Origin of the sequence: Dyella sp. 2HG41-7, assembly GCF_021390675.1 — a bacterium.
Lineage (GTDB): Bacteria > Pseudomonadota > Gammaproteobacteria > Xanthomonadales > Rhodanobacteraceae > Dyella_B.
The window spans coordinates 148,682-172,958 of sequence record NZ_JAJEJV010000003.1 but is presented as its reverse complement, the minus strand read 5'-3'; the positions used below and the strand labels follow the sequence as shown (position 1 = coordinate 172,958).

The window sequence follows — 24,277 nt, the reverse complement described above, 5'->3', positions numbered from 1 at the left end:
GGTATGAAAAATGACTCGGAATAAACTCGCGCTTGCTTTGGCGGGATTGCTGCTTGCCCCGATTGCCGGCACCGCTTTTGCCCAAAGCGCGCCTGCACAAGACCAGACTCAGGCTGCCCCGGCCTCGAGCAACACCAAGCAACTGCAAACCATCACCGTGACGGGCTCGGCTCTGCCGCGCGTCGACACCGAAACGCCGTCGCCGGTGACAGTGATCACCGCAGCTGACATTGCACGTACCGGCTTCACCAACGTCTCCGACGTGGTGCGCGCCGTTTCCGCCGACAACAGCGGCAGCATCCCGAATTCGTTCTACGCCGGTTTCGCGGCGGGTTCGTCGGGCGTTGCGTTGCGCGGCCTGACCGTGAACTCCACGCTGGTGCTGATCGACGGCAAGCGCGCCGCCAGCTACCCGCTGGTGGACGACGGCATCCGTTCGTTCGTCGACCTCAACACGATCCCGCTCGCCGCTGTCGAGCGCATCGAAGTCCTGAAGGACGGTGCGTCGTCGATCTACGGTTCGGACGCCATCGCGGGCGTGGTCAACATCATCCTCAAGCCCTCCTTCCAGGGCGTAGAAGGCACTGCCGAAATCGGCAACTCGCAGCATGGCGGCGGCTTCCACAAGCACGCCACGCTGGTGGCCGGTATGGGCGATCTGAATTCGGATCACTACAACACCTACCTGAGCGCCGAGTGGGAACAGGATCAGGCGATTCCGCTTAGCGATCGCAGCTATCCGTTCAACAGCTCCAACTACACCGGCATCGGTGGTAACGATCTGCGCTGGGGCAACCCGGCCAACAACCAGGGTTCGACCGTCGGCTCGGTGACGCCGGCTGGCACGGCTCCGGGCGGCGCCGCCACGGGTCCGACCCAACCGCTGGGCGCTTGCAGCAGCAACATGCAGCTGGTGACGAATGCGGCGGGCTCGTACTGCGCGCAGGACCAGCAGCACCAGTACGGTTTCGCTCAGCAGTATTCGAACCGCATCGGTTTGTACGGCCGCTTCACCTACAAGTTCAGCGACACGACGAAGGCTTACGCCTCGTTGAGCTACGACGAGAACAAGACCATCATCAATGGTACGCCGTCGCAGATTCAGTCGGGCGTGCCGAACAACACCAACACGATCCAGCTGCCGCCGGGTAACCCGTCCAATCCGTTCGGCAACCAGTACGCGTACATCAACTACGCGTTCGGCGATATTCCTTCGCAGTCGATCACCGACGACCACAACCTGCGTGCCGTGCTCGATCTGCAAGGCGCATGGGGCGAGTGGAACTACGAAGCGTCGGTCGTGGGCAACCATCAGTCGCTCGACTACACGAACCTGGGCTTGATCAGCTACCAGGGTCTGATCAACGCGATCAACAACGGCACGTACAACTTCGCCAATCCGTCGGCCAACAGCCAGGCTGTTCGCAATTCGGTGGCGCCGCCGTACAACGTGACCGATCACGCCGATATGGACGTGTTCGATTTCACCGTTAACCGCGAATTGTTCGATCTTCCCGGTGGTGCGTCGGGCTTCGCCGGTGGCGTGCAGTTCCGTCACGAAGGCCAGCTGCAGCAGCCGCTCAATCCGGGCGGCATCTACCAGGGTCTGGGCGCAACTTTCATTACCGGTTCGCGTAACGTCAGCGGTATCTACGGCGAATTCGATGCTCCGATTCTCGAGAGCCTCGAAGCCGACGTTTCCGGCCGTTTCGACCATTACCCGAGCGTTGGCAACAACTTCTCGCCGAAGGTCGGCCTGAAGTGGAAGCCCACCGATTGGCTCGCTGTTCGCGGCACCTACTCGAAGGGTTTCCGCGCTCCGCAGTTCGGTGAGAGCTCCGGCAGCTACAGCGCAGGCTTCACCAACAACTCCGTTGCGGGTCTGGGCGCTCCGGCTTCCTTCCTCGCCGCGCACGGCGGCGACGCTTACGTCAGCAATCCGTACGCGATCGAGCTGGGCAGCACGGGTAACCCCAACCTCAAGCCGGAGAAGTCGCAGAGCTTCACCTTCGGTGTGGTGGTGCAGCCGACGAGCTGGTTGAACGCTTCGTTGGACTACTACAACATCCGCAAGAGCAACGTGATCGTTCCGGCGAACCCCGGTCCGGCGTTGGCTAACTACTTTGCGAACGGCACGGTGCTGCCGGGCTACACGATGGTGTTCGATACCGCCGATCCGACGCATCCCGGTGCGCCGCTTCGCCCGATCTTCGTCGGCGCCGATTACGTCAACGGCGATTGGCTGAAGACCACCGGTCTGGATCTGGACCTGCAAGCGCACTTCGCGTTCAGCAACGGCATCAAGTACATCAGCGAACTGCAGGGCACGCAGATCTTCCAGTGGAAGGAAGACGTGGGCGGTCAGGTTCAGAGCTACGTCGGTACGCAGGGTCCGTATGGCCTGTCGTCGGGCGCTGGCACGCCGCGTACTCGCGGCAACTGGGCGAACACCGTCGAATACGGTCCGTTCAGCGTGACGGCGACGGTCTACTTCACCAGCCACTTGTATGAAGCGGCCGAAGATCAGACCAACAACCCGTTCTGCGCCGATGCGCTGGCAGCCGATGGTGGTCCGTTGGCCAACAACTGCACCATGGGCTCGTTCACCTACGGCAACCTCGTGGGCAGCTACAAGTTGAACGACAAGATCACGTTTACCGCTTCGGTGGACAACGTGACGGACAAGAAGCCGCCGATCGATCCGTTGAACTACGCAGCTAACTTGTACAACCCGACCTACAGCTTCCCCGGCATCGTCGGGCGCTTCTGGAACGTCGGCGTGAAGGTCAAGCTCTAATCGCTGCAATCCCGATGCATCGTGCAAACGATCGCACGATGCATCGCAGTCGCAGAGTTGCTACATCCCATAACGGCGCGTCGTTTTCGGCGCGCCGTTATTTTTGCGAGTATGAAAAGTTAGACGGCCGTACAAACACATTTTTTCACTTCAACGTTCAGTGAATTCGTAAATTCATGTGCTGATATTCAGTTTTTCTGTAATCGTTTTAGATGGCTATACGACGCCAACGGCGCGCACGCACTTCATGCGCAACTGCGTTTTCTTCACGCGAAAACGCAATAAATTGCCAATGTTAAAGACTTGTCCATAGCGTTCCGGTGTGTTAGACCGCGCTAGGGTTCAGGAGGGATACCCTTTTTCACTTTGTATCCAGCGGATCGATTGGAAAACTCACAAGCGGTAAACCTTTTCGGTTTTATCCATTGGAGGGGTTCCAAAATGAAACGTAACAAACTTGCTCTCACGCTTGCAGGTTTACTGCTAGCGCCCGTCCCCGGAGCGGTTTTTGCACAAAGCACTGCCCCGCAAGATCAGCAAACAACACAAACACAGCAACCCGCCGCGCAAACGCAGCAGACTACTGCGCCGTCCCCACAAGCGTCGCAAGGCAATGCCAAGCAATTGCAGACCATCACCGTCACGGGTTCTGCTTTGCCGCGCGTCGATACCGAAACACCATCGCCCGTTACGGTCATCACCGCGCAAGACATTGCGCGTTCGGGCTTCACTAACGTTTCCGACGTCGTGCGCGCCGTGTCCGCGGATAACAGCGGTACGATTCCGCCATCGTTCTACGCAGGTTTTGCAACCGGTTCATCCGGTGTCGCACTGCGCGGCTTGACGGTGAACTCCACGTTGGTGCTTGTCGACGGCAAGCGCGCGGCCAGTTATCCGCTGGTCGATGACGGTATTCGTTCGTTCGTCGACCTGCAGTCGCTTCCACTGGTTGCCGTCGAACGCATCGAAGTGCTGAAGGACGGTGCGTCGTCGATCTACGGTTCTGACGCGATCGCCGGCGTGGTCAACATCATTCTCAAGCCCGGTTATCAGGGTGTCGAAGCCACTGCCGAAGTCGGCAACTCGCAACGCGGAGGCGGCTTCCACAAGCACGCTACGCTGTTGGCCGGTATGGGCGATCTGAACGCGGATCACTACAACGCTTACATGGGCGCCGAATGGAATCAGGACCAGTCGATCCCGTTGAGCAAGCGCAGCTATCCGTTCAACAGTTCGAACTTCACCGGCATTGGCGGTCCGGATCTTCGCAACGGCAATCCGTTGAACACCAATGGTTCCACGATCGGCACGGTAGCGCCGGCTGGAACGACGGCGGGCGGCGCGGCCACCGGCCCCTTCCAGCCGCTAGGTCCGTGCACAGGCGGTACGCAACTCGAAACTGTTCCGGGCACGGGTCCGAACACGGGCACTTACTGCGCACAGGATCAGGCTTATCAATACGGTCACGCCCAGCAGTACACGAACCGCGATGGCATCTATGGGCGTTTCACCTATAAGTTCAACGACACGACCAAAGCTTATGCCGATGTGAGCTACTACCAGAGCGTGCTCCATGCAGTGGGTACGCCATTTCAGATTCAGTCCGGCGTGCCGCACAACACCGACGCCATCGAGCTGCCGCCGGGGAACCCATCCAACCCGTTCCCGGGCCAGTACGCGCTGATCAATTATGCATTCGGCGATCTTCCAGCCCTGACCAACACCGACACGCACAATGTGCGCGGCATGATCGACCTGCAAGGTACCTTCGGTGATTGGAACTACGAGGCATCGGTGGTCGGCAATCACGCGTGGATGGGTTACACCAACACGGGTTTGATCAGCTACCAAGGTCTGCTCAACGCACTCGCCAACGGCACGTACAACTTCGCCAATCCGTCGTCGAATACGCAGGCCGAACGCAACGCGATCGCGCCGCCGGATATCGCGCAGAATCACGCGGACATGGACGTGTTCGATTTCAACGTCAATCGCGAATTGTTCGATTTGCCTGGTGGCGCCACCGGTCTCGCCGCCGGCGTGCAGTTCCGTCATGAAGCGCAGTTGCAGGAGCAGCTCAATCCGGGCGGTATCTATCAGTCGTTGGGTAATACATTCATTACCGGCTCGCGCAACGTCAGCGGTATCTACGCCGAATTCGACGCACCGCTGTTAGAGAGCCTGGAGGCCGACGTTTCGGGACGCTTCGACCACTATCCGCACATCGGCAACAACTTCTCGCCGAAGATTGGTTTGAAGTGGAAGCCGGCAGAATGGCTGGCCGTGCGCGGTACATATTCGAAGGGATTCCGCGCTCCGCAATTCGGCGAAGGTCCGGGCAGCTTCAGCGCGGGTTTCGTCAACAGCTCAGTGCAAAGCCAGGGCGCACCAGCGTCATTCCTGGCGGCGCACGGTAATTCCAATTATGTGACGGTTCCGTACGCGCTTGAAGAGGGTAATTCGGGTAATCCCAACTTGAAGCCGGAGAAATCGCAGAGCTTCACCTTCGGTGTCGTGGTGCAACCGGTCAGTTGGTTGAACGCGTCTATCGACTACTACAACATTCGCAAGAGCAACGTTATCGTTCCGGCGGACCCAGGCATCGCGTTATTGAACTACTACAACACGGGCACCGTGTTGCCGGGCTACACCATCCAGTTCGATACGCCCGATCCGCAGCATCCCACTGCGCCTTTGCGGCCTGTATTCGTGGGCGCGGATTACGTCAACGGCGATTGGTTGAAGACCACCGGCGTTGATCTGGATCTGCAGGCGCACTTCGACTTCAGCAATGGCATCAAGTACATCAGCGAACTGCAGGGCACGCAGATCTTTCAGTGGAAGGAAGATATCGCGGGGAACATCGAGAGCTACGTCGGCACGCAAGGCCCGTACAACCTGTCCTCCGGCGCGGGTACGCCACGCACGCGCGGCAGTTGGGCGAACACGGTCGAATACGGCCCGCTCAGCCTAACGGCGACGATCTACTACACCAGTCATCAGTACGAATCGGCGCAAGACGTCACCGGCACCACCGCATGCTTCGACACCTTGGGCGCGAACGGCGGACCACTGGCGTCGAACTGCACGCTGGCGTCGTTCACTTACGGCAATCTGGTGGGTTCGTACAAGATCAACGACCACATCACGGTCACCGCCTCGGTGGACAACGTGACCAATCGCAAGCCGCCGATCGATCCGCTGAACTACGCAGCAAACTTGTACAACCCGACCTATGACTTCGCCGGTATTGTCGGGCGGTTCTGGAACGTGGGCGTCAAGGTGAAGTTCTAAGCCCACGAGTTAGCAAGCTTTCCACGGAAAGCCGAGGCGCGCCGGACAACCGGCGCGCCTTTTTCTTTGAACGCGGCGCCCAGGCAAGGCTGGCTTGTGCGTCCGCTGTCGTCGACAATGCGGGATATGGTCACTTTTCTCGTGCATCCGACGACCGCATGCTGAGCCGCCTTTGGTTCGGCTTCTTTATGGCCGCCACCTTGGCGGCGCTGCTTCGCTGGCTCGTCGGCGGCGACGAAACTGTGTTTGCCGCCATCGTTGGTTCGCTGTTCGAGATGGCCGATCTATCGGTCAAGGTGATGTTGCTGTTGTTCGGCACGTTGACCTTGTGGCTGGGCTTTCTCGGTATCGCCGAGAAAGCAGGTCTGGTGGATCAGTTGGCGCGTTGGTTGGGGCCGTTGTTCGCGCGGCTGATGCCGGACGTTCCGCGGGGACATCCGGCGATCGGATTGATCACGCTTAACTTCGCCGCCAATGCGCTCGGACTGGATAACGCCGCCACACCGATCGGCTTGCGCGCGATGCGCGAACTGCAAACGCTCAATCCGTCCGAAACTACGGCCAGCAATGCGCAGATTCTATTTCTTGTGCTCAACGCATCGTCGCTGACATTGTTGCCGGTGACAGTATTTATGTATCGCGCGCAGGCTGGTGCGCACGATCCGACCTTGGTTTTTCTGCCGATTCTGCTGGCGCACTTCGCGTCGAATCTCGTTGGCCTGTTGTCGGTCGCCTATATGCAGCGACTGCGGCTATGGGACCCGGTCGTGCTTGCATGGTTTTTGGGTGGTGGATTGCTGCTGGGCGGTTTTCTCGCCTTTCTTGCCTCACTGACGGCCGCCGCGCTTGCCTCGCTTTCGTCGCTACTTGGCAATCTTGCTTTGTTCGGCATCATCATCGTGTTCTTGTGCGCTGGCGCGTATAAGCGCGTGCCGTTATTCGAGAGTTTTATCGACGGCGCCAAGCAGGGTTTCGACGTATCGAAGGAAATCCTGCCGTACCTCGTCGCCATGTTGTGCATGGTGGGCGTGTTGCGCGCATCGGGGGCGCTGGATTTCGCGTTGGACGGCGTGCGCTGGCTTACGCAGCATGCAGGTCTGGATACGCGTTTCGTGGATGCATTGCCAACGGCGCTGGTCAAGCCGTTTTCGGGAAGCGCGGCACGCGCCATGTTGATCGAAACCATGCATCATTCGGGCGTCGACAGCTTTCCGGCCCTGGTCGCGGCGACGATACAGGGCAGCACGGAGACTACGTTTTATGTCGTTGCCGTGTATTTTGGCGCGGTCGGCATTCGTCGCGTTCGGCACACGGTCGGGTGTGCATTGTTGGCCGATCTCACCGGCGTGCTGGCGTCGATTGGCGTGTGTTACTGGTTTTTTGGTTAATTACAAAGAGGCATATCACATGCGCATGGGCCTTGCCGCCAACGCGTTTCATCACGACCAGGACAACGCGGCGTTATTTCATTGGCTACGGGCATGCGAGCACGGGATTCGCGAACTGAACTTGCATTTGCATGCGGTGGGGCGCACTTATGCGGCGATCGTCCGCGTCGGTTATCTCAAGGATTACGCGGGCTTGGTGCGCTATCCGTACGGCCATGAAGGCGGCTTGATGAAGTTGGTGGCGGAAGTAGTCGGCATGCCCGAGCCGAATCGCACCTTGGACGGCGCGATCTATCTGATCAATCCGGTCGACCCGTCGTCCACGTTTCCCGAGGCGGTGGCGTTGAAGCGCCAATGCGTGATTCATCAGAAGCCGTTTATTTCCACCGTGGCGTCGGCGCGCGACTGGGTCGAGATGGAGCGGATTCAAGCGGGATTCGCACCCGATCCCGGCGCTGACGATTTGTACGCGTTGGAAAAACAAACCATTGCGCTGATTGCGCACGATGCCATGAAACCGCAAATGATGGCGTACGCGTCCGATCACTTCGACGTACTCTCGCGTTTCGCGCGGCGCGTCGGCACCGGTACGACCGGTCAGCAATTGAACGAGCTGGCGTGGAGTCGCGGTTGGCCGCAAGACAAAGAATGGGTCGATCGCTTTAAGAGCGGACCGATGGGCGGCGATGCGCAGATTGCCGATCTGGTACTGGAGCGACGTTGCCATCGCGCGATCTTCTTCGAGGACCCGCATGTGGCGCGTCAGCATGAAGCCGATATTCAGTTGTTGGAACGCGCGGTGACCACCGTCACCGATGAGGCCGTTTGCATGACGTCGCCGCGTGTCGCCGCTCGTTGGGCCGATGCGGTGCGCCGTCGCGCGGCATAACGCAACAATAGGAGTGGAAGCCTTTCATGTGCCTGATCGCCTTTGCTTGGCAAATCCATCCGCGTTGGCGTCTGTTGCTCGCCGGCAATCGCGACGAATTTCACGCACGTCCCAGCGCGCCTCTGTCACGCTGGACCGATCTGCCGATCATCGGCGGACGCGATCTTGAAGCGGGCGGCACGTGGCTGGGCGTCACCGAGGCGGGACGATGCTGCGTGGTCACCAATGTGCGCGATCCGCGCGATCCGCAGCACGGCACATCGCGCGGATTGCTGGCGACGGATTATTTGATCGGGCCCGACGACGCCACACGCCATGCGCGTGCGCTGCTTCCCGCGGCGCCGAATTATCGACCCTTCAATCTGCTGACTTTCGATACCGAACACGGTTTCTATCTGGGTAATCGACCGTCGGCGCGCGCGCAGTTGATCGAGCCTGGCATACACGGGTTGTCCAACGCCGATTTCAATACGCCGTGGCCCAAGACGCACGCGTTGATGCAACGTTTGGATGCCTGGATGCAAGCGGGCCATGAAGTCGACTTTGCGCCGCTGTTCCAGGCATTGGCCGACGAACAGCAGGCGTCGGACGAGCTGTTGCCCGATACCGGCGTTGGCTTGGAGCGCGAGCGTTGGTTGTCGGCGGCGTTTATTCGTGGCGAACAATACGGCACGCGCGCCAGCACCATTGTGGCGATCGGTTACGACGGCCGAGGGCTTATCGTCGAACGCCGTTTTGGACCATCGGGCGTATTCGAAGGCGAAAGCGAACTCTCGATTCAGCCTTCAGGGAACCTGCCGTCCACGTAATACCAGCGGCCTTGCTCGCGCACGAAGCGACTGATTTCATGCATGCGCTGCGCTTTGCCTCCGCCGTAGCGCAAACGAGCAATGAACTCCACCACGGCGTGTTCGCCGTCTTCCTGGTGATGCTTCACATCCAGGCCCAGCCAGGTGGGTGCGGGTTGCTGTGCGGCAAGCTTGAGGCTGGCCGGCCGTGTGCTGGGGTGCCAGGTGGTCAGCAGATAATCCTCGCGCTTGAGCACATAGGCGCTGTAGCGCGAACGCATCAGCGCTTCGGCCGTTGCCGCGACGGCGCCCTCGTGCAGCGGGCCGCAACAACGCGCGTAACCGGCGTCGTTGCCGCAAGGGCAGGGAGTGAGGGTGTCGACAGCTTGCAAGGTTCGAATCCACCTGGCGCGATGCGCTCATCGTGACGCGCTGGTGCGCAAATGCAAGGGGTAATCATGCACGAAGCCATGCGCGGGCCGTCGGGACGGATCGCTTAAAGTCTCCATGTCGCGGGGAGAGCGGCACTCATTTATCGATCACATGGTGCTAACAGGCAAACGGCGCCGGACGACTATGTTCCTCGCCGTTTCCATAAGCGCAAGCGATTATTCGCTGGCATTGCAACATCATCGATCAATTCGAAGCCAATGCTAGCGGCCAGCGCATCGACAACGGCCGTATCGCGAATTCCCATGTGCGCGCCACGCATCTTCAACTCGCGATCGAATGCTGCGTTGCTGTCACTGGTGAAGCGACCGTCCACATTGAAAGGGCCGTAGATGGCAAGGCAAGCGCCGGCGACGGTCACCGATGGCAACGCGGCGAACATGCGCTCGACCTCCTGCCACGCCATGATATGCAGCGTATTGGCGCTGAAGATCGCGTCGTAGTGATCGTTGGGCCACGTATCCGTTACATCCAATTCCAACGGCGGCGGTGTGTTGGGCAACGCGGCTTCGTCGAGCCACTGTCGCAAGCCAGCGAGATTTTCTTCGCGATCCGAGCTTTGCCACTCAAGGTGCGGCATCGCGGCCGCAAAATGCACGCCGTGCTGGCCGGTTCCGCTGCCGATTTCCAGCACGTGCCGTCGATCGGCAAACCATGTGCGAAGCACCGCCAGAATCGGTTCGCGATTGCGCTCGCTCGCGGGCGAATAAGGCTTGCCAGTCATGGTGCCGCCGAATGTTCTAAATCGGACGTCCGCGCAATACCCGTGCTGGCAGCATCAGCACCGCGCCGAGAAAAGCAAACACGGCAGATACCGTGATGCCGACCAAACGTAGCGGCAGCAACAGCAGCCACACGATGGGATAGAGCACAAGCGCCAGCAGCGCCAGCGGCCAGCAGAAGATCAGCAACAGCAACCAGAGCAGAAAACCGACCATGGCATCACCCGAAAAGAGGGACCGCCATCACTGTAGCGCAAGGCGGTCCCTCCGACGAAGATGACTGGAGACACCCCTCAATGCATCGGATTCACGCCGATCAGCAGCGTATGTAGCCAGAACGCGAACAATGCCCAGATCGCCACGCCCGCCGCCACCGCAATGGCGGTGCCCTTCGCGGTACCCGGAGGATAAGTGGTGCCGTTGCGGCGATCCCGTTTCCGAGAGACTTGATACAGCACGATCGCCCATAGCAAAAACGGCGCAAACAGCACCACGTCGTGCAACATGCCGGTCGCGAGCAAGTGACCGAACGCCCAGGTTTTCACCGCCAACACCTGCGGATGACCTAGCTTGGCTTTGATGTGATTGTTCGGCACCTTCGCCGCCGCGAACAGGATCAACGCGACCAACATGAACAATCCGTTGAGATGCCGCAGCCACAAGGGCGGGATATAGAGCAGCACCGGCTGCTGGCGCGCCATGCCGAATCCCACGCAGATCAGCACGAAACCGATGATGGCGACGATAGAGTAAAACGCTTTCCAGCGATTCAGGCCGATGCGTTCAATCTGTCGCACGCGCCAATCGTCCGCCACGATGCGGACGGAATGTAAACCGAGAAAAACAATCAAACCGAGAATCAGCACAAACATGGGGAAACCTCATGATGGAGTTGGCCGGTTTGTCTTCAGCATACGCTGTTGTCGAGCCGATCTTAGCCGGACGGCGAGCCAAGGCTAATTTCCCAGCGATTGCACCCGCGCGACAAGTGCCAATGCGCCTGGGCCGAGCGTGACACGACCGGTCAATGGCGTGGGCAGCCATGCATCGCTTGGCTGCATGCGCCCATCGGAGGTATCGATCTGCCCTCGTGCGCAGTAAATCAGCGCTACCGCGTCATCCACCACCTGTCGACCTGCATCTTCCCAGGTTACCAATTCGCCACGAACCTTCGATCGGCGCAGCATGAGATTGAAATCGCGCGTCGGTCCGCCGTGCAGCGCGATCGTCACGGCGGCTTCGCCTGGAAACGCAAATGGCGCAAATGGCATCGTGAGCGCATGGGAACGACCATCGTCCAGCGTCATTGTGAAACCGGCTCCCTCCAGCAATGCGATATGACGATCGACACCGGCGAACGACGAAAACGGCGCAGCGCTATCTACCTCCGCCACGCTTACGCGCCAGATGAAGTCATCCATGCCTGCGCTGGAAGGATAGATGGCCAATTCGCGCGTGCGTCCCATGCCGTTTTTCCACGGTAGGGCGGGGCATTCGCGCAGGTGAATGATCGTCATGTACGTAGTCGCTCGGTGGAAGACGGCTATTTCTTACATTGTAGTAAACATAAGGCTGACTATCGTTTCTTTCATGTTCGTGACGACAATGCTGTCTCTGCTTGAGCGAATAGAGTCAGGCTAGAGTTTCTGCAGAGGCGACTTCCGCGCCGTCTTGCATGAAAGTGAAGGTTCCGTTTGTCGTCAGTCTTAGGCGTGCGTCATTCAATCGTGCCCTTCGAGAAAATCGGAATTGGATGCGCGGTTACCAAATTTAATAAAGGAATATGTATGAAAAACATAATCACAAAGCTGACGCGTGGCGGCCTCGCTCTGGGCTTCATCCTCACTGCTGGCCTGACTGTCACTCCGGCTGCGCACGCGACGGATACGCAGACGGGTGGCTCGAATGGCGCTACCACTGCGCCCGTTACCACGCTGTCATCCTGCAACTCATACATTCCGCTTATCAATTGTACGCCGATACAAAAGCTCTAAACCGCAACAATGCTGTGCGTTGGGGCATGCCTGAGATGTTTTGGAACGTTAGACATCCCCTGCCACATTCCCGATCGCCCGTGCGACGCCGTAGTTGCGAGACTTGAATGCTCGCTGTTTTGCTGTGAATTAAGCGGCTGAAGCGCCGTGCAAGTAATCAACAAGGAGAACGCTTATGAAGAAGACAATCACAAAAATGCTGTGCAGAAGCTTGGTAATGGGTTGCGTCATGGCAATGAGTTTGTTCGGTACGTCCGTCGCACAAGCAACGGGTTCTCAAGTTAACGATTCGAGCGATATCGGCATTTTAATGTACCCCTGCGTGGTTCAGAACGGGGTTGTCGTCTGCCCGCCGCCACTTAGCTAACGAGAGCTCTACTGCCCGGCTTTCAATGTTCCAAGCGCGCCTGTAGTGAATCAAATACATGATGTGCTCGATTCACGACAATGGTCGGGTAGCCTGGCTGGGCTGCTTTTTCGCTACAGCCTTGGCTAGCAATTAACTTAATCTAAGAAGAAGTTATATGCAGACAAAGAGCAAGTCAGTGTGGAGCGGTTTTGCGTTCGGCTGTGTTGTCGCTTTGAGCTTGTGCGGCTCTGTTTCGGCAGGAACGAGCGAGCCAGTAAGCAGTTCCGCGATAACCGTGCAGCAAGACCCTCTGCCAATGTGCCCCGTCGATCCTCCGTATCCCTGGTATTGCCCCATGTAATAGCGGCTATCGGACGAAATAAAACAAGTCCGTCATAGGTCGGACTTGTTTTATTGAACGTATAGCGCTTACGAGGTGCGCTCGATTACGCGCTGGAACGGCGGAAGTGCTTTTAGCATCTGGCCACCGTATTGCCGTGTAACGACTCGACGATCCAGTAACACGATGCGACCGCGATCCGTTTCGCTGCGAATCAAACGACCGCAATATTGAATCAATAAGCGCGTTGCTTCCGGAACGGCGACTTCCAGAAACGGATTGCGTCCGCGTGATTCCAGCCATTCGGCATAGGTGGCGCCGACCGGGTCCGTCGGTACGGCGAACGGAAGTTGGGTAATCACCACCGTTTCGCACAGCTTGCCTGGCAGGTCCAAGCCTTCACCGAACGAAGCGAGTCCGAACAAGGTGCTGCCTTTGCCACCTTCGATAGCTGCGACGTGCTCGGCAATCAACTGCGTTTTGCCGAGCGAGCCTTGTGCGCGAACTTTGCGCACCTTGTCGATAGGCAAGCACTGCAGCACGCGTTCCAATTTCGCGCGCGACGTAAACAGCACGAGATTGCCGGCGTCCCAATCCAAATTTTCGGCGAGCCAGTCAGTCACCTCGCGCGCGTGTTGTTCGCGCGCGTCCGGCAACGCAGAAAACGCTGGAACTTCAAGGCGCGCCTGCGCTCCCAAATCGAACGGCGAAGGCAGGCTAACGGTAACAGCTTCGTCCGGCAGACCCACCGCATCGGCGAAGCCGCGGAAATTGCCACCGACGCTCAACGTGGCCGATGTCATGATCGATGCGCTGGCATTGTCCCAAAGAATATTGCGCAAGAGCGCGCCGGCGGAAACGGCCGATGCGTGACAAACCAATTGCTGATCGTTCGATAGCGTGACCCAGCGCGCGAGCGGCGGCGCGTTTTCTGGATCGTCGTTGGACCACGCACGCCAGGTGCGTACTTGGCGATCGATGCGTTCGAGCGCCATGCCAAGTTCACGCGACAAGGCTTCTTGGGTGGGGCCGCCTTCGCTCATTTCGGTGACGGCGCGCCGCACCGTCGTCAGCCATCGTTGTACTTCGGATGCAGCGACGTCGAGCACGGTGGCGTGATGCACCCAGTTGTCCGGCAGCTGCCCTAGCGATCCGCGATACATCGGTTCGATCTCGGCCGGATCCGGCATCCACGACTGACGGATTTCCTTTTCCAGTTCTTCCATGCCGTCGCTCAACTCTTGCAGCTTCAAATCGCCGGCATCGAGCGTGAGCTTGCCAATGACTTCTTTATCGGTCAGCGAATAAGCAGCATGCACCTGACGCGCCAATCGGCTGATTTGCCGAACGGCCGTGCCGAGCGGCACCTCGGACGCGCCCCGGTCGATCGTTTTGCCGGGCATATGATGCGCTTCGTCGAACACGTAAAGCGTTTCGTCGGGCTTTGGCAGAATTACGCCGCCCCAGTTGTCGTCGTCGCCGGGCATGGTGAGGTCGGAGAGCACCAAGTCTTGATTGGCGACGACGATGTCCGCGTCCGCCACCGCGCGTCGCGCGGCAAAGAACGGGCATCCCATGAAGTGACCGCAGCGACGTCCCGTGCATCCGCCCGCGCTTGTCGTAATCATCGATCGCAGCATGTCGCCGGGCGTTTCGGGCGCGGCATCCATGTCGCCGTTCCACGTCTGGTGATCGAACGCGTCGGTGAGTTTGCGCAGCACCTGCTTGTCGCGCTCTGCAGGGGGCTTGCTCCACAGGGCGAGATCCGTATCGAGACCCAGGCCCATCTGACCGCTTTCGCCGAGGCTGTTGCCTGCCATGCGCAGATTGCGTGGGCACAGATAGCGGCCGCGTCCCTTGGCGAGCGCCACTTTCATTTCGCGCCCGTTGAGCTTCAGGTAAAGCGGAATATCGCGTTCGACCAACTGTTCTTGCAACGCCACGGTGGCAGTCGCGATCAGCAGTTTCTTTTTCATCGCGCGCGCGACTTCGACGCCGGCGACCAGATACGCCATCGACTTACCGGTACCGGTGGGTGCTTCGATCACCGCCGCGCCGCCGCTTTGCGACAGCGCTCTGGCGACTTCCGCGATCATGCGCGTCTGCGCCGCGCGCGAGCGGAAGCCGGGGAGACCGTCTCTCACGCGCGCATACGCATCGCGAATGCTTTCTTTCAGCGCATCAGTAAGCATGTGCTTCCTGATGCGCGATGCTCAACGCAACGGCTTCTGCGACGCGGATGCCATCGACGCCTGCGGAAAGAATGCCCCCAGCGTAGCCGGCGCCCTCGCCCGCAGGAAACAGGCCGCGCGTGTTGAGGCTCTGCAGATCGTCGTCGTTGCGGCGGATACGTACCGGCGAGGACGTACGCGTTTCGACACCGGTAAATATCGCGTCAGGTCTTGCGAAACCTTTTAGCTTGCGATCGAACGCGGGCATCGCTTCGCGAATCGCTTCAATCGCGTAGTCGGGCAGCGCCGTCGCCAAGTCCGTCAGGTGTACGCCGGGTTTATAAGAGGGCATTACGTCGCCCAATGCCGTCGACACGCGTCCGGCAAGAAAGTCGCCAACGAGCTGCCCGGGTGCTTCATACGTGCCGCCGCCAAGCTCGAACGCACGGCTTTCCAGCGCGCGCTGCAATGCGATACCGGCAAGCGGGCTGCCGCTGTTGTCGTACGGCGCGAAATCGCTTGGCTCGATACCGACGACGATGGCCGCGTTGGCATTGCGTTCATTGCGCGAGTATTGGCTCATGCCGTTCGTCACCACACGCCCGGGTTCGCTGGTAGCCGCAACCACGGTGCCGCCAGGGCACATGCAAAAACTGTAGACGGAGCGACCGTTGCGACAGTGATGCACGAGTTTGTAGTCGGCGGCGCCGAGTAGCGGATGGCCGGCCTGCGGACCGAAGCGCGCCTGATCGACGATCGACTGCGGATGCTCCACGCGGAAACCGATCGAAAACGGTTTGGCTTCCAGATAAACGCCGCGCTTGTGCAACATGGTAACGGTATCGCGCGCACTATGTCCCAACGCGAGCACCACATGATCGGTGCGAATCTGTTCGCCATTCGCCAAGCCGACACCGCGAACATGGCGCACGCTGTCCGCATCCTCTTCGACAAAAAGATCGTCGACGCGTTGCTGAAAGCGAATCTCGCCGCCGAGCGATTCGATAGTGTTGCGCATGTTCTCCACCATCGTCACCAGACGAAAGGTGCCGATATGCGGCTTGCTTACATAAATGATTTCTTCCGGCGCACCCGCTTTCACGAACTCCGTAAGCACCTTGCGACCGTAATGCTTGGGATCGGAAATCTGGCTATAGAGTTTGCCGTCGGAAAACGTGCCCGCGCCGCCTTCGCCGAATTGCACGTTTGACTCGGGATGCAGATTGCGCTTGCGCCACAAATCCCAGGTGTCCTTGGTGCGCTCGCGCACGGCTTTACCGCGCTCCAGAATGATGGGGCGAAGGCCCATCTGCGCCAGCAGCAGGCCCGCGAACAGGCCGCAGGGTCCCAAGCCGATGACGACGGGACGGTGTGAACGCTCTTCTTGAAGAGTTCGGCCATGGATGTCCGATTTTTGACTTTCGCTTTCCGCGACAGGGACGTCGCGTGAAAATGAAGCCACGAAGTGGTAGTCCGTATCGGGAGTCGGTCGAACGTGCGGATCGTCCGCAAAGCGCTGCAGCAACTTCGCCTCATCCGCGACATCGACATCCAGCGTATAAATCAGCTGGATGGCGCCTCGTTTGCGCGCGTCGTATCCACGCCGAAAAATCGTATACCCGCGAACCGCCGAAGCACCCATGTGCAACTTGGCGCGAATAGCCCCAGCCAGCGCCTCCTCGGCGTGGTCCAGGGGAAGTTTGATGTCAGTGAGTCGCAGCATGCTGAATCGTGCGGGATGGAGCGGCGCGCCATTGTCTCACGTCCCCCGCACGACTGCGGTTCCCCCGGAGGGGCCTTTTCGAAGCGTGAATCAGGCTTCGGCGGCAATCTTCCGCAAGGTCTGCTCGAACACTTCCGGCGGCTGGCCACCCTGAATCAGGTACTTGCCGTTCACGATCACCGACGGTACGGCGCGGATACCCTGCGATTGGAAAAACTGCTCCTGCTGCCGCACCTCGTCCGCATAGCGGTTGCTCGCCAAAATGTCGCGTGCCTCGGCGGCATCCAGACCGGCTTTGCCGGCAACGCGCGCGAGTACGTCGTGGGAGCTGACGTCTTCACCATGGGTGAAATACGCCTCCAGCAGGGCCGTCTTCAGCGCGAGCTGTTTGCCTTCCAACTCCGCCCAGTGCAGCAAACGATGCGCGTCGAAGGTGTTGTAGATGCGGTTGCGCTTGTCCATGTTGAAGGTGAAACCCAACGCGGCGCCACGCTCGCGTATCCCTTCCTGATTTTTGGCCATCTGCTCGGGCGTGCTGCCGTACTTATGCGCCAAGTGCTCGGCCACATTTTCGCCTTCCGGCGCCATCTGCGGATTCAGCTCGAAGGGTTGGAAATGCAGGTCGGCCGCGACGTCCCCATCCAGCTTGTGAAGCGCCTGCTGCAGCGACTTCAGGCCGACAGCGCACCACGGGCAGACGACGTCTGAGACGAAGTCGATTTTTAGCTGAGATGGCTTAGGCATGGCCGTTTCCCGGTACCAATTCGTGTTGGAGACACGACCCTCAATGGGGGTGATTTGAATCAAGTCAACTGCGAAATATCAGATGGAAAAAAGGGTCGGCATTGCCGACCCTTCGCTTTTACTTATGCATTTGCACTAAGAAATTACCAATCATAAGTGGCCGATAGACGCACATATCGTGGTTGTTGCTGATAGAGCGGCATGCCATAGGTGTTGGAGACGTTGCCCGGGCCAGCGCTAGTCTCGTACGTAGCATCGAGCACCGTTGCCTGGCGTTCGTTGAGGACGTTGAAAACATCAAGGTTCAAAGCGAGCTTTTTATCAGCGAACGAAGGACGGTATGTCACGCCAAGGTTGATGGTCTTCGTCCATGGTAGGCGACCGAGGCTTCCCAGCGGTGCGGGTTGGCCATTGCAATAGTGATAGGAGGAATAATAGCCCGCTGGGTCGCTGTCGAGCTCGCTACCTGGACCTGCGTAATAGCCAAGGCAAACCCTTGGTGCGCCGGATGCGACCTGTAATGAACCAGAAACCATCCACTCAGGCGAGATTTGATAAGCACCGTACGCTTTGACTTGATGCGTGCGATCGTTTGACAGCACACCATTACTGGCTTCCATGAGCTGCCAGAAATCCCAATCTTGAGTCTTCGAGACATCGTCCTGGCCGATCGTGGAGAGCACCTGCCCCTCGGTGTTGCCGTAGCTGCGCGAAAATGTGTAGTCGATGCGTCCTTGCCATTTACCGTCGAACGGATGCTCTAAGAACAAGTCCAATGCGTAGTACTTGCGTTTGGCCCCGCTGTTGAAACCCCAGTCCTTGTTAGTCATCGTAACTTTGGAATAGCCATTGCCATCGGCGTTTGCTAACAGGAACGTGTTAGTTCTACCTGGGTTGAAAATCAAGCAGCCATTCGGGAATACAACATTGTCCGGATCGATGCCTTGCGCAATCGCTTTGGTTGCCAATGCGTCCATATCGCAAACATCGTCGATCGCAGTTTGCAGTTTGCGCACCGTGATCTTGGCGCCGTACATCCAGCTGCTACCCAACATTTTATTGAAGCCAAGGATCGCCTCATCTTGGTATTGGGAGCGAAGGTTGGTAGCTGCGACGGTCTTGGCATCGGGTGCTTGGCCGAATTCTCCGTTGGCCGAAATGGGGCCCGCGCCGAGAGGTTTTAGTCCCGTAGGTGCACCCGTTGCCGGATCGATGCCTGCATATGTGAAGTACTCATAGGTGTAAGTGGAAGCCGAGGCTGCTCGGATTGCGACGCTGTTCGGTAGAGCAAGATAGTAGCGACCTAAATTTCCAAATACTTTGAATGTGGAATCACCAAACACGTCCCAACTGAAACCAAGGCGAGGAGCCCATTGGTTTGTGTTGTGTACGTAAGACTGATGGACATTGTTGTAGTTGGTAAATTGGTCGTTACGAAGACCGATATTCAGCAGCCATCGATCATTGACTTGCCAGCGGTCCTCAATGTACTGGGCCTTTTGATCCACCGACATGCTCGTAGCGGTGCTGTACACATATTTGCGGACGTAATAGCCGTTACCACCCGGAGCGCCAATCCCATAATGCGTGCTGAGCGGTTTATTCGGAGTTCGCGACTGCGAGTAGATCCACCAATACCCTGGGCCGGATTGTCCCTGTCCTTCGTCGATTGCAGAACTGTTGATATTGTCGATACCTGCGGACAGCAAGTGATCGCCAAGTTTGTACTCAAGGTCGAGACGCAAGCCACGGCTTCGGTACTTTGCATCGGGCGGGTTCATGTAACCAACTGTATTGTCATTGCCGATGACCGTGCCCTCAGTGATGCTAGGGTCCTGATTCAGTACGCCACTGATATACGACAGGCTGGGGTCCACACCCGGATTTTGGCTGAAATCTATTGCCCTGTTCAGGCCATAGGTTGCTGAAAAGGTCAGGTCATCGGTGATGTAGCTCGTGAACTTTCCGATGTAGATGTCTGAACCGGTTTTGGTCCAGAGATCGTGACCAATGAGAGCCCCCTGCTTGCCTGTGACGTAGTCGTAGGCGTACTCATTGCTGGTGTACGAATTCTTATTCGAAATGTTCGTGAATTCGAGTATGTTGCTATCGTTGATATTCCAGTCGAGCTTAACGTAGTGCTTGGGTGTGCTGTAGGTGTAGATGTTGTTATAGGGCGCCGACACGCTAGAGGGCGATGTTGATTTTCCGTCCTGCTTTTGTGCTTCGACTGCTGCAAAAAGAAATAGCTTGTCCTTAACTAGCGGACCGCCCACATAGGCGTCGTAAGTAGTTGTCGTGCTCTTGTTGTCTTTGCGAGACCTATAGATCGTGCCAGGGAGGCTAGGATCTTGGTAATGATAGCCATCAGGCAATTGACTATTTGGGTAGCGGACATTCTTTGGATTGGAGGCAAGGAAGTCTGGGGCCCACTGGACTTGGAATCCGAAGTGCCATTCATTGGTTCCGCGTTTACCCACTTGGTTGAGAACACCACCGGTTGAACGCCCATACTTTGCGCTATAGCCGCCAGTGAAAATTTCTTGCTGATCGATGGCTCCATAGGGGAGTCCAATACCACCCAGCCCGTTGAGTGGGTCGGTGGTGTTGTAACCGTTGATGTAATAGGCGTTCTCGGAAACTGAAGCCCCACCGAAAGAAACTAACTGATTGCCCGTAGGGCCTGAAAAGTAGCTGCTCCCAGCGACGACACCTGGCGCGAGCATTGCAATCGCTTCAGCGGTGCGGCCGATAGGAAGCTTTTCCAGATCTTTGGCGGTAATGACCGTGCGCGAGTCGACGGAGGTTACGTCGATAGGAGGGATTGCCGCAGCAGTGACAGAAATGGTGCTTAGCGATTTTGCGTTGGCCTCCGAGGCGAACGAAACATCCGCGCTGGAATTTACGACAACTTGTACGTCGCTGCGCGTACTTACCGTGGCGCCATCGCGCTGAAGCGTGACCGTGTAATTTCCCACGGGTAAGCTGGTGATGCTGTAATGACCGGAGCTATCTACGTTGGATTTACGCACCACGCCAGTATTGCTCGTAACGGTAACGATTGCGCCCGGTTGTGCTTGGCCTGCAATACTACCTGTCGTGGATTGCCCAAACACACTCGTACTAGCCAACGCCGCTGCACACGCCAGCGCCAGCAACGAATAATTGAACGTCTTTCCTGCTTTCAAGGTGCTCTCTCCCTGGAGTCACCGATCGTTGCTTAGCGACACAACGAGCGGCTGATAACGAAATGCGAAAGCCGCTCTCGAGTCGCGACGCGCGGCTCGAGCAGTGACTATTGCGTTGATGCGGTTCAATCCCTGGCAGGACAAAACGTCCTGCGAACCGCCGTTATCAAATAAGCGAGTAACGCTTTTTCAACAATCGGACTGCGCTTAATTTGCTGCAGTCCCGTTGTGAAACGTGATTAACGTGCACAACGATGCTCGGCGCACTGCGGCGCAGCACGTACATGTACGAAAGAGAGAGGGGTGTCGTCAGTGCGACGATGATGCGATGAGTGACGCACGGGGCGAACGCATCGCCCCGTACGCATACGAAACGACTTACGGCTTGCCGATGAAATCCTGCTTGCCGATATGCGTGCCCGCTACACGCAAAATGTCGTAAGCGGTCGTGCAGTGGAAGAACATGTTAGGCAGCACGTAATGCAGCAGGTAGGCCTGGCCTTCGAAGTTCAGCTCACCATTGCGCGTTTTCAGAACAATGGCGCGCGTTTCGCTGCCGTCGATTTGTTCCGGCTTGAAGCTCTTGATGTAATCGATTGCGCGATCCAGACGTGCGTACAGTTCTGCGAACGAGGTTTCGTTGTCGTCGAATTTCAGCGGGTCTACGCCGGCCAGGCGCGCGGTGCCGTTTTTCGCCATGTCGGTGGCGATCTGCACCTGCTTCACCAGCGGCAGCATGTCGGGGATCAGGCGCACTTGCAGCATGGTCGCGTCGTCCACGCCTTTGTCTTTGGCGTGTTTTTCACCGAGCTTGAGAACGTGGTGCAGATTGGTCAGCGCACGCACAAACACAGGCACGGAAGCTTGATACATCGAGAGACTCATGGGGATGACTCCGGTTGATGATGTGGGAGAGGCTCATGGGTAACCACGTCCGCGACAGGCGAAAGCTCGCTTTGCAATGGAGCGACTGAAGCGATTTCCGATGCCGGAACGGTGTGTACATGTCGTATTGCGTAGGTGGCGACGAACGTCGCAAATACAATCAGCGCCGCCGCCAGCACGAAAGAAATGCCGGGCAGATGCGCCGGCGCGTGATCGCTGATGAATAACGCGAACAGGTTGGCGAACAGCGCGGGTCCAAAGATGCCGGCGAAGCTTGCCAGGCTGGTCAGTGCGCCCTGCAATCGGCCTTGCTCGTGCGGATCCACTTGCTGGGTCATCAACGCTTGCGCGGGAGGGCCTGCAAGTCCGCCAAGGCAAAGGAACGGGATGCCCAACAGGAACATCCATACGACCGAAGACAGACCGAAGAGCAAATAGCCGACCACGCACAGCGGCAATCCGATCATGATCAAACGCCGCTCGCCGAGCTTTGGCATCAGCTTTCGCACGAGCACAGCCTGCACGATGCCGCTGCAAAGGCCGACAAATCCGAGCGTGTAACCCACCGCATCCGGCCCCCAGCCGAAGCGATAATCGGTGTACAGCACGTACGTGAAATTGAGCGAATACTGCGCCAGCGTCATCAGAAAATACACGGCGGCCAGCGCGAATACCTGCGGATATCGACGAAGCAGCACCAACGCGCCGAACGGATTGGCGTGACGCCAATCGAAACGCTTGGTGCGGCGCTCTGGCGGCAGCGATTCGGGCAGGATGAAAAAGCCGTAGCAGAAATTGATCAGCGACAAAATCGCTGCCACCCAAAACGGCAAACGGATCGAAAAATGTCCGAGGAAACCGCCGAGCGCGGGTCCGAAGACAAAGCCGATGGCAAACGCCGCGCCCAACATACCGAATGCCGCCGCGCGCTTTTCCTTCGGCACGATGTCGGCAATGTATGCATTCGCAGTCGAGATGCTCGCCGCGCTGATACCCGATGCGACGCGCCCGACAAACAACAGCCACACCACCGGCGCCGTCGCCATCACAATGAAATCGATGCCGAGGCCGAAGCTTGAAATAAGAATGACGATGCGACGCCCGAAGCGATCCGACAACGTGCCCTGCACTGGCGAAAACACAAACTGCATCAGCATGTAGACGGTGCCGAATGCGCTCGACCACACCGCCGCGCGCGCGATGCTGCCGCCGCTCAATTCCACGATCAAGTGTGGAAGCACTGGGATGATGATGCCGAACGCCAGCATGTCCAGCATTACTGTCACGAAGATGAAAGCGAACGCGGCCGATTGGCGGGAGGGAGTCGATGCAGAGTCCATGCAGAAGGCGCGGCTAGGCAACCGAAGGGAAGAAAGATGCAACGATAGCCGATGCAGGACCGCTTGGCATGAGCCTATGTATGCAGAAAATGTCGCGCCCTTATGTACTTCGCGCGCTGCTCCGTTCGGTAATGAGGGCGCTAGCGCGGCGGCTGCATCAATTCCTGCGGCGTCAGGTAGCCATGGTGGTGGCGGTCGAGCAGGCGAAATTCATGACGCAGATTGTCTTGCCATTCCTTCAGCGTCACGGGTTTGCCGTGGCCGCCCGGCAATTCCTCCGGCTCAAGCACGCCATCGTGATTGACGTCCCGCCGATAGAAGCCCTGGCTCATATACGCCACATATTCAGCTTCGCTGACCCGGCCGTCGCCGTTGGTATCCATAGCCTGGAACAGGCCGGCCGCCGTGCTTTGCGCCAGCACGGCGACGGGTAGCGCGAAGAGCAGGGCGATCCGCGCCCGCCGCATCAGCGGCGACCGCCCTGGATGCCGATGAAATCCAAGAATTCGGCGCGGGTGCGGGCGTCTTCGCGGAACGCGCCGAGCATTTGGCTGGTGACCATCGACACGCCGCGCTTGTGCACGCCGCGGGTAGTCATGCATTCGTGGCTGGCGTCGACCACCACGGCCACGCCGGCCGGTTGCAGGTTTTCCTGGATGCAGCGCGCGATTTCCGCGGTCATCTTTTCCTGCACCTGAAAGCGGCGGGCATACGCGTCTACCACGCGCGCCAATTTGCTGATGCCCACGACGCGATTGGTGGGCAGGTAGCCGACATGGGCGCGGCCGATGATGGGCGCCATGTGATGCTCGCAATGACTTTCGAACTCGATATCGCGCAGCACTACCATTTCGTCGTAGCCGGCCACTTCCTCGAAGGTGCGGCGCAGGTACTCGCCCGGATCGACCTGGTAGCCGGAAAACCAGTCGCGATAAGCCTTCACCACGCGGCGGGGGGTGTCGAGCAACCCTTCGCGTTGGGGGTCCTCGCCGGCCCAGCGCAGCAAGACGCGTACGGCCTCTTCGGCCTGCTCGCGGGTGACGTCGGAGGGGTTGTGCTCGCTCATGCGGCTTCCTTGGTACGGGCTTGAGGCGGATAAGTGTAACGCTCGCGTCAAGCCTTTATGGGTGCGTCCGGTCGGGATGCAACGCCTGTCGTCGCCCTGAGCTTCACTGGGGCGGCGGTATCATGAGCAATCCGGCTCGCCTTTTTGTA

The 24,277-nt window shown here is 58.5% G+C and carries 19 protein-coding genes; 6 read left to right on the top strand and 13 right to left on the bottom strand.

All coding sequences use genetic code 11. The annotated features are described in order from the left end of the window. Nucleotides 1-10: 10 nt before the first annotated feature. The 5 genes from L0U79_RS00745 (at nt 11) to L0U79_RS00725 (ending at nt 9,177) form a co-directional block, all read left to right on the top strand. Nucleotides 11-2,797, top strand: coding sequence for a TonB-dependent receptor (locus L0U79_RS00745; RefSeq protein WP_233839969.1), 2,787 nt, complete (start codon nt 11-13; stop codon nt 2,795-2,797). A 441-nt stretch (nt 2,798-3,238) separates the two neighbouring features. After that, entirely contained in the window at nt 3,239-6,091 is a 2,853-nt protein-coding gene (locus L0U79_RS00740; protein WP_233839968.1) for a TonB-dependent receptor, read from the top strand. Nucleotides 6,092-6,249: 158 nt separating this feature from the next. Next, nucleotides 6,250-7,479, top strand: coding sequence for a spore maturation protein (locus tag L0U79_RS00735; protein ID WP_233839967.1), 1,230 nt, complete (start codon nt 6,250-6,252; stop codon nt 7,477-7,479). A 19-nt stretch (nt 7,480-7,498) separates the two neighbouring features. Beyond that, entirely contained in the window at nt 7,499-8,368 is an 870-nt protein-coding gene (locus L0U79_RS00730) for a methylglyoxal synthase (RefSeq protein ID WP_233839966.1), read from the top strand. 26 nt (nt 8,369-8,394) lie between these two features. Then, entirely contained in the window at nt 8,395-9,177 is a 783-nt protein-coding gene (locus L0U79_RS00725; protein WP_233839965.1) for an NRDE family protein, read from the top strand. On the opposite strand, the gene L0U79_RS00720 is transcribed toward L0U79_RS00725, so the two are convergent. The 5 genes from L0U79_RS00720 to L0U79_RS00700 form a co-directional block, all read right to left on the bottom strand. Beyond that, complete coding sequence (locus tag L0U79_RS00720) at nt 9,147-9,548, bottom strand: YchJ family protein (protein ID WP_233839964.1); 402 nt, start codon at nt 9,546-9,548, stop codon at nt 9,147-9,149. The two genes, L0U79_RS00725 and L0U79_RS00720, sit on opposite strands and share 31 nt — an antisense overlap. Before the next feature lie 182 nt (nt 9,549-9,730). Next, entirely contained in the window at nt 9,731-10,330 is a 600-nt protein-coding gene (locus tag L0U79_RS00715; protein WP_233839963.1) for a DUF938 domain-containing protein, read from the bottom strand. Nucleotides 10,331-10,346: 16 nt separating this feature from the next. Next, nucleotides 10,347-10,544 carry a hypothetical protein gene (locus tag L0U79_RS00710; protein WP_233839962.1) on the bottom strand — a complete coding sequence of 66 codons (198 nt, stop codon included), beginning with the start codon at nt 10,542-10,544 and terminating at the stop codon, nt 10,347-10,349. A gap of 77 nt (nt 10,545-10,621) precedes the next feature. Then, nucleotides 10,622-11,200 (bottom strand): NnrU family protein, encoded by a 579-nt coding sequence (locus L0U79_RS00705; protein WP_233839961.1) that lies wholly within the window; start codon nt 11,198-11,200, stop codon nt 10,622-10,624. 84 nt (nt 11,201-11,284) lie between these two features. After that, the gene (locus L0U79_RS00700) at nt 11,285-11,845 is read right to left on the bottom strand and encodes a HutD family protein (protein WP_233839960.1); all 561 of its coding nucleotides are present in this window, start codon (nt 11,843-11,845) and stop codon (nt 11,285-11,287) included. 652 nt (nt 11,846-12,497) lie between these two features. On the opposite strand from L0U79_RS00700, the gene L0U79_RS00695 reads away from it, so the two are divergent. Beyond that, nucleotides 12,498-12,689 (top strand): hypothetical protein, encoded by a 192-nt coding sequence (locus tag L0U79_RS00695; RefSeq protein ID WP_233839959.1) that lies wholly within the window; start codon nt 12,498-12,500, stop codon nt 12,687-12,689. Nucleotides 12,690-13,100: 411 nt separating this feature from the next. On the opposite strand, the gene dinG is transcribed toward L0U79_RS00695, so the two are convergent. The 8 genes from dinG to folE form a co-directional block, all read right to left on the bottom strand. Continuing rightward, nucleotides 13,101-15,203 carry an ATP-dependent DNA helicase DinG gene (dinG, locus tag L0U79_RS00690; protein WP_233839958.1) on the bottom strand — a complete coding sequence of 701 codons (2,103 nt, stop codon included), beginning with the start codon at nt 15,201-15,203 and terminating at the stop codon, nt 13,101-13,103. Further along, nucleotides 15,193-16,905 carry an NAD(P)/FAD-dependent oxidoreductase gene (locus tag L0U79_RS00685; RefSeq protein WP_233839957.1) on the bottom strand — a complete coding sequence of 571 codons (1,713 nt, stop codon included), beginning with the start codon at nt 16,903-16,905 and terminating at the stop codon, nt 15,193-15,195. Before L0U79_RS00685 ends, dinG begins: the two co-directional genes overlap by 11 nt. A gap of 90 nt (nt 16,906-16,995) precedes the next feature. Next, the gene (locus L0U79_RS00680; RefSeq protein WP_233839956.1) at nt 16,996-17,649 is read right to left on the bottom strand and encodes a DsbA family oxidoreductase; all 654 of its coding nucleotides are present in this window, start codon (nt 17,647-17,649) and stop codon (nt 16,996-16,998) included. Nucleotides 17,650-17,792: 143 nt separating this feature from the next. After that, nucleotides 17,793-20,837 (bottom strand): TonB-dependent receptor, encoded by a 3,045-nt coding sequence (locus L0U79_RS00675; RefSeq protein WP_233839955.1) that lies wholly within the window; start codon nt 20,835-20,837, stop codon nt 17,793-17,795. Nucleotides 20,838-21,215: 378 nt separating this feature from the next. After that, nucleotides 21,216-21,722 (bottom strand): DUF1993 domain-containing protein, encoded by a 507-nt coding sequence (locus tag L0U79_RS00670; protein ID WP_233839954.1) that lies wholly within the window; start codon nt 21,720-21,722, stop codon nt 21,216-21,218. Then, a complete protein-coding gene (locus L0U79_RS00665) occupies nt 21,719-23,062 on the bottom strand; it encodes a TCR/Tet family MFS transporter (protein ID WP_233839953.1) in 1,344 nt (447 codons plus the stop codon). Before L0U79_RS00665 ends, L0U79_RS00670 begins: the two co-directional genes overlap by 4 nt. 140 nt (nt 23,063-23,202) lie before the next feature. After that, nucleotides 23,203-23,529: an EF-hand domain-containing protein gene (locus L0U79_RS00660; protein ID WP_233839952.1), complete on the bottom strand. Its 327-nt coding sequence runs from the start codon at nt 23,527-23,529 to the stop codon at nt 23,203-23,205. After that, nucleotides 23,529-24,128 carry a GTP cyclohydrolase I FolE gene (folE, locus tag L0U79_RS00655; protein ID WP_233839951.1) on the bottom strand — a complete coding sequence of 200 codons (600 nt, stop codon included), beginning with the start codon at nt 24,126-24,128 and terminating at the stop codon, nt 23,529-23,531. Before folE ends, L0U79_RS00660 begins: the two co-directional genes overlap by 1 nt. Nucleotides 24,129-24,277: the final 149 nt, after the last annotated feature.

Excerpts from the sequence above, each read along its gene's own strand:
- folE (WP_233839951.1), bottom strand. The coding sequence starts at position 24,128 with ATGAGCGAGCACAACCCCTCCGACGTCACCCGCGAGCAGGCCGAAGAG.
- L0U79_RS00730 (WP_233839966.1), top strand. The coding sequence starts at position 7,499 with ATGCGCATGGGCCTTGCCGCCAACGCGTTTCATCACGACCAGGACAAC.
- L0U79_RS00660 (WP_233839952.1), bottom strand. The coding sequence starts at position 23,529 with ATGCGGCGGGCGCGGATCGCCCTGCTCTTCGCGCTACCCGTCGCCGTG.
- L0U79_RS00740 (WP_233839968.1), top strand. The coding sequence starts at position 3,239 with ATGAAACGTAACAAACTTGCTCTCACGCTTGCAGGTTTACTGCTAGCG.
- L0U79_RS00700 (WP_233839960.1), bottom strand. The coding sequence starts at position 11,845 with ATGACGATCATTCACCTGCGCGAATGCCCCGCCCTACCGTGGAAAAAC.
- L0U79_RS00695 (WP_233839959.1), top strand. The coding sequence starts at position 12,498 with ATGAAGAAGACAATCACAAAAATGCTGTGCAGAAGCTTGGTAATGGGT.
- L0U79_RS00735 (WP_233839967.1), top strand. The coding sequence starts at position 6,250 with ATGCTGAGCCGCCTTTGGTTCGGCTTCTTTATGGCCGCCACCTTGGCG.
- L0U79_RS00685 (WP_233839957.1), bottom strand. The coding sequence starts at position 16,905 with ATGCTGCGACTCACTGACATCAAACTTCCCCTGGACCACGCCGAGGAG.
- L0U79_RS00715 (WP_233839963.1), bottom strand. The coding sequence starts at position 10,330 with ATGACTGGCAAGCCTTATTCGCCCGCGAGCGAGCGCAATCGCGAACCG.
- L0U79_RS00665 (WP_233839953.1), bottom strand. The coding sequence starts at position 23,062 with ATGGACTCTGCATCGACTCCCTCCCGCCAATCGGCCGCGTTCGCTTTC.
- L0U79_RS00725 (WP_233839965.1), top strand. The coding sequence starts at position 8,395 with ATGTGCCTGATCGCCTTTGCTTGGCAAATCCATCCGCGTTGGCGTCTG.
- dinG (WP_233839958.1), bottom strand. The coding sequence starts at position 15,203 with ATGCTTACTGATGCGCTGAAAGAAAGCATTCGCGATGCGTATGCGCGC.
- L0U79_RS00710 (WP_233839962.1), bottom strand. The coding sequence starts at position 10,544 with ATGGTCGGTTTTCTGCTCTGGTTGCTGTTGCTGATCTTCTGCTGGCCG.
- L0U79_RS00670 (WP_233839954.1), bottom strand. The coding sequence starts at position 21,722 with ATGAGTCTCTCGATGTATCAAGCTTCCGTGCCTGTGTTTGTGCGTGCG.
- L0U79_RS00705 (WP_233839961.1), bottom strand. The coding sequence starts at position 11,200 with ATGTTTGTGCTGATTCTCGGTTTGATTGTTTTTCTCGGTTTACATTCC.
- L0U79_RS00745 (WP_233839969.1), top strand. The coding sequence starts at position 11 with ATGACTCGGAATAAACTCGCGCTTGCTTTGGCGGGATTGCTGCTTGCC.
- L0U79_RS00680 (WP_233839956.1), bottom strand. The coding sequence starts at position 17,649 with ATGCCTAAGCCATCTCAGCTAAAAATCGACTTCGTCTCAGACGTCGTC.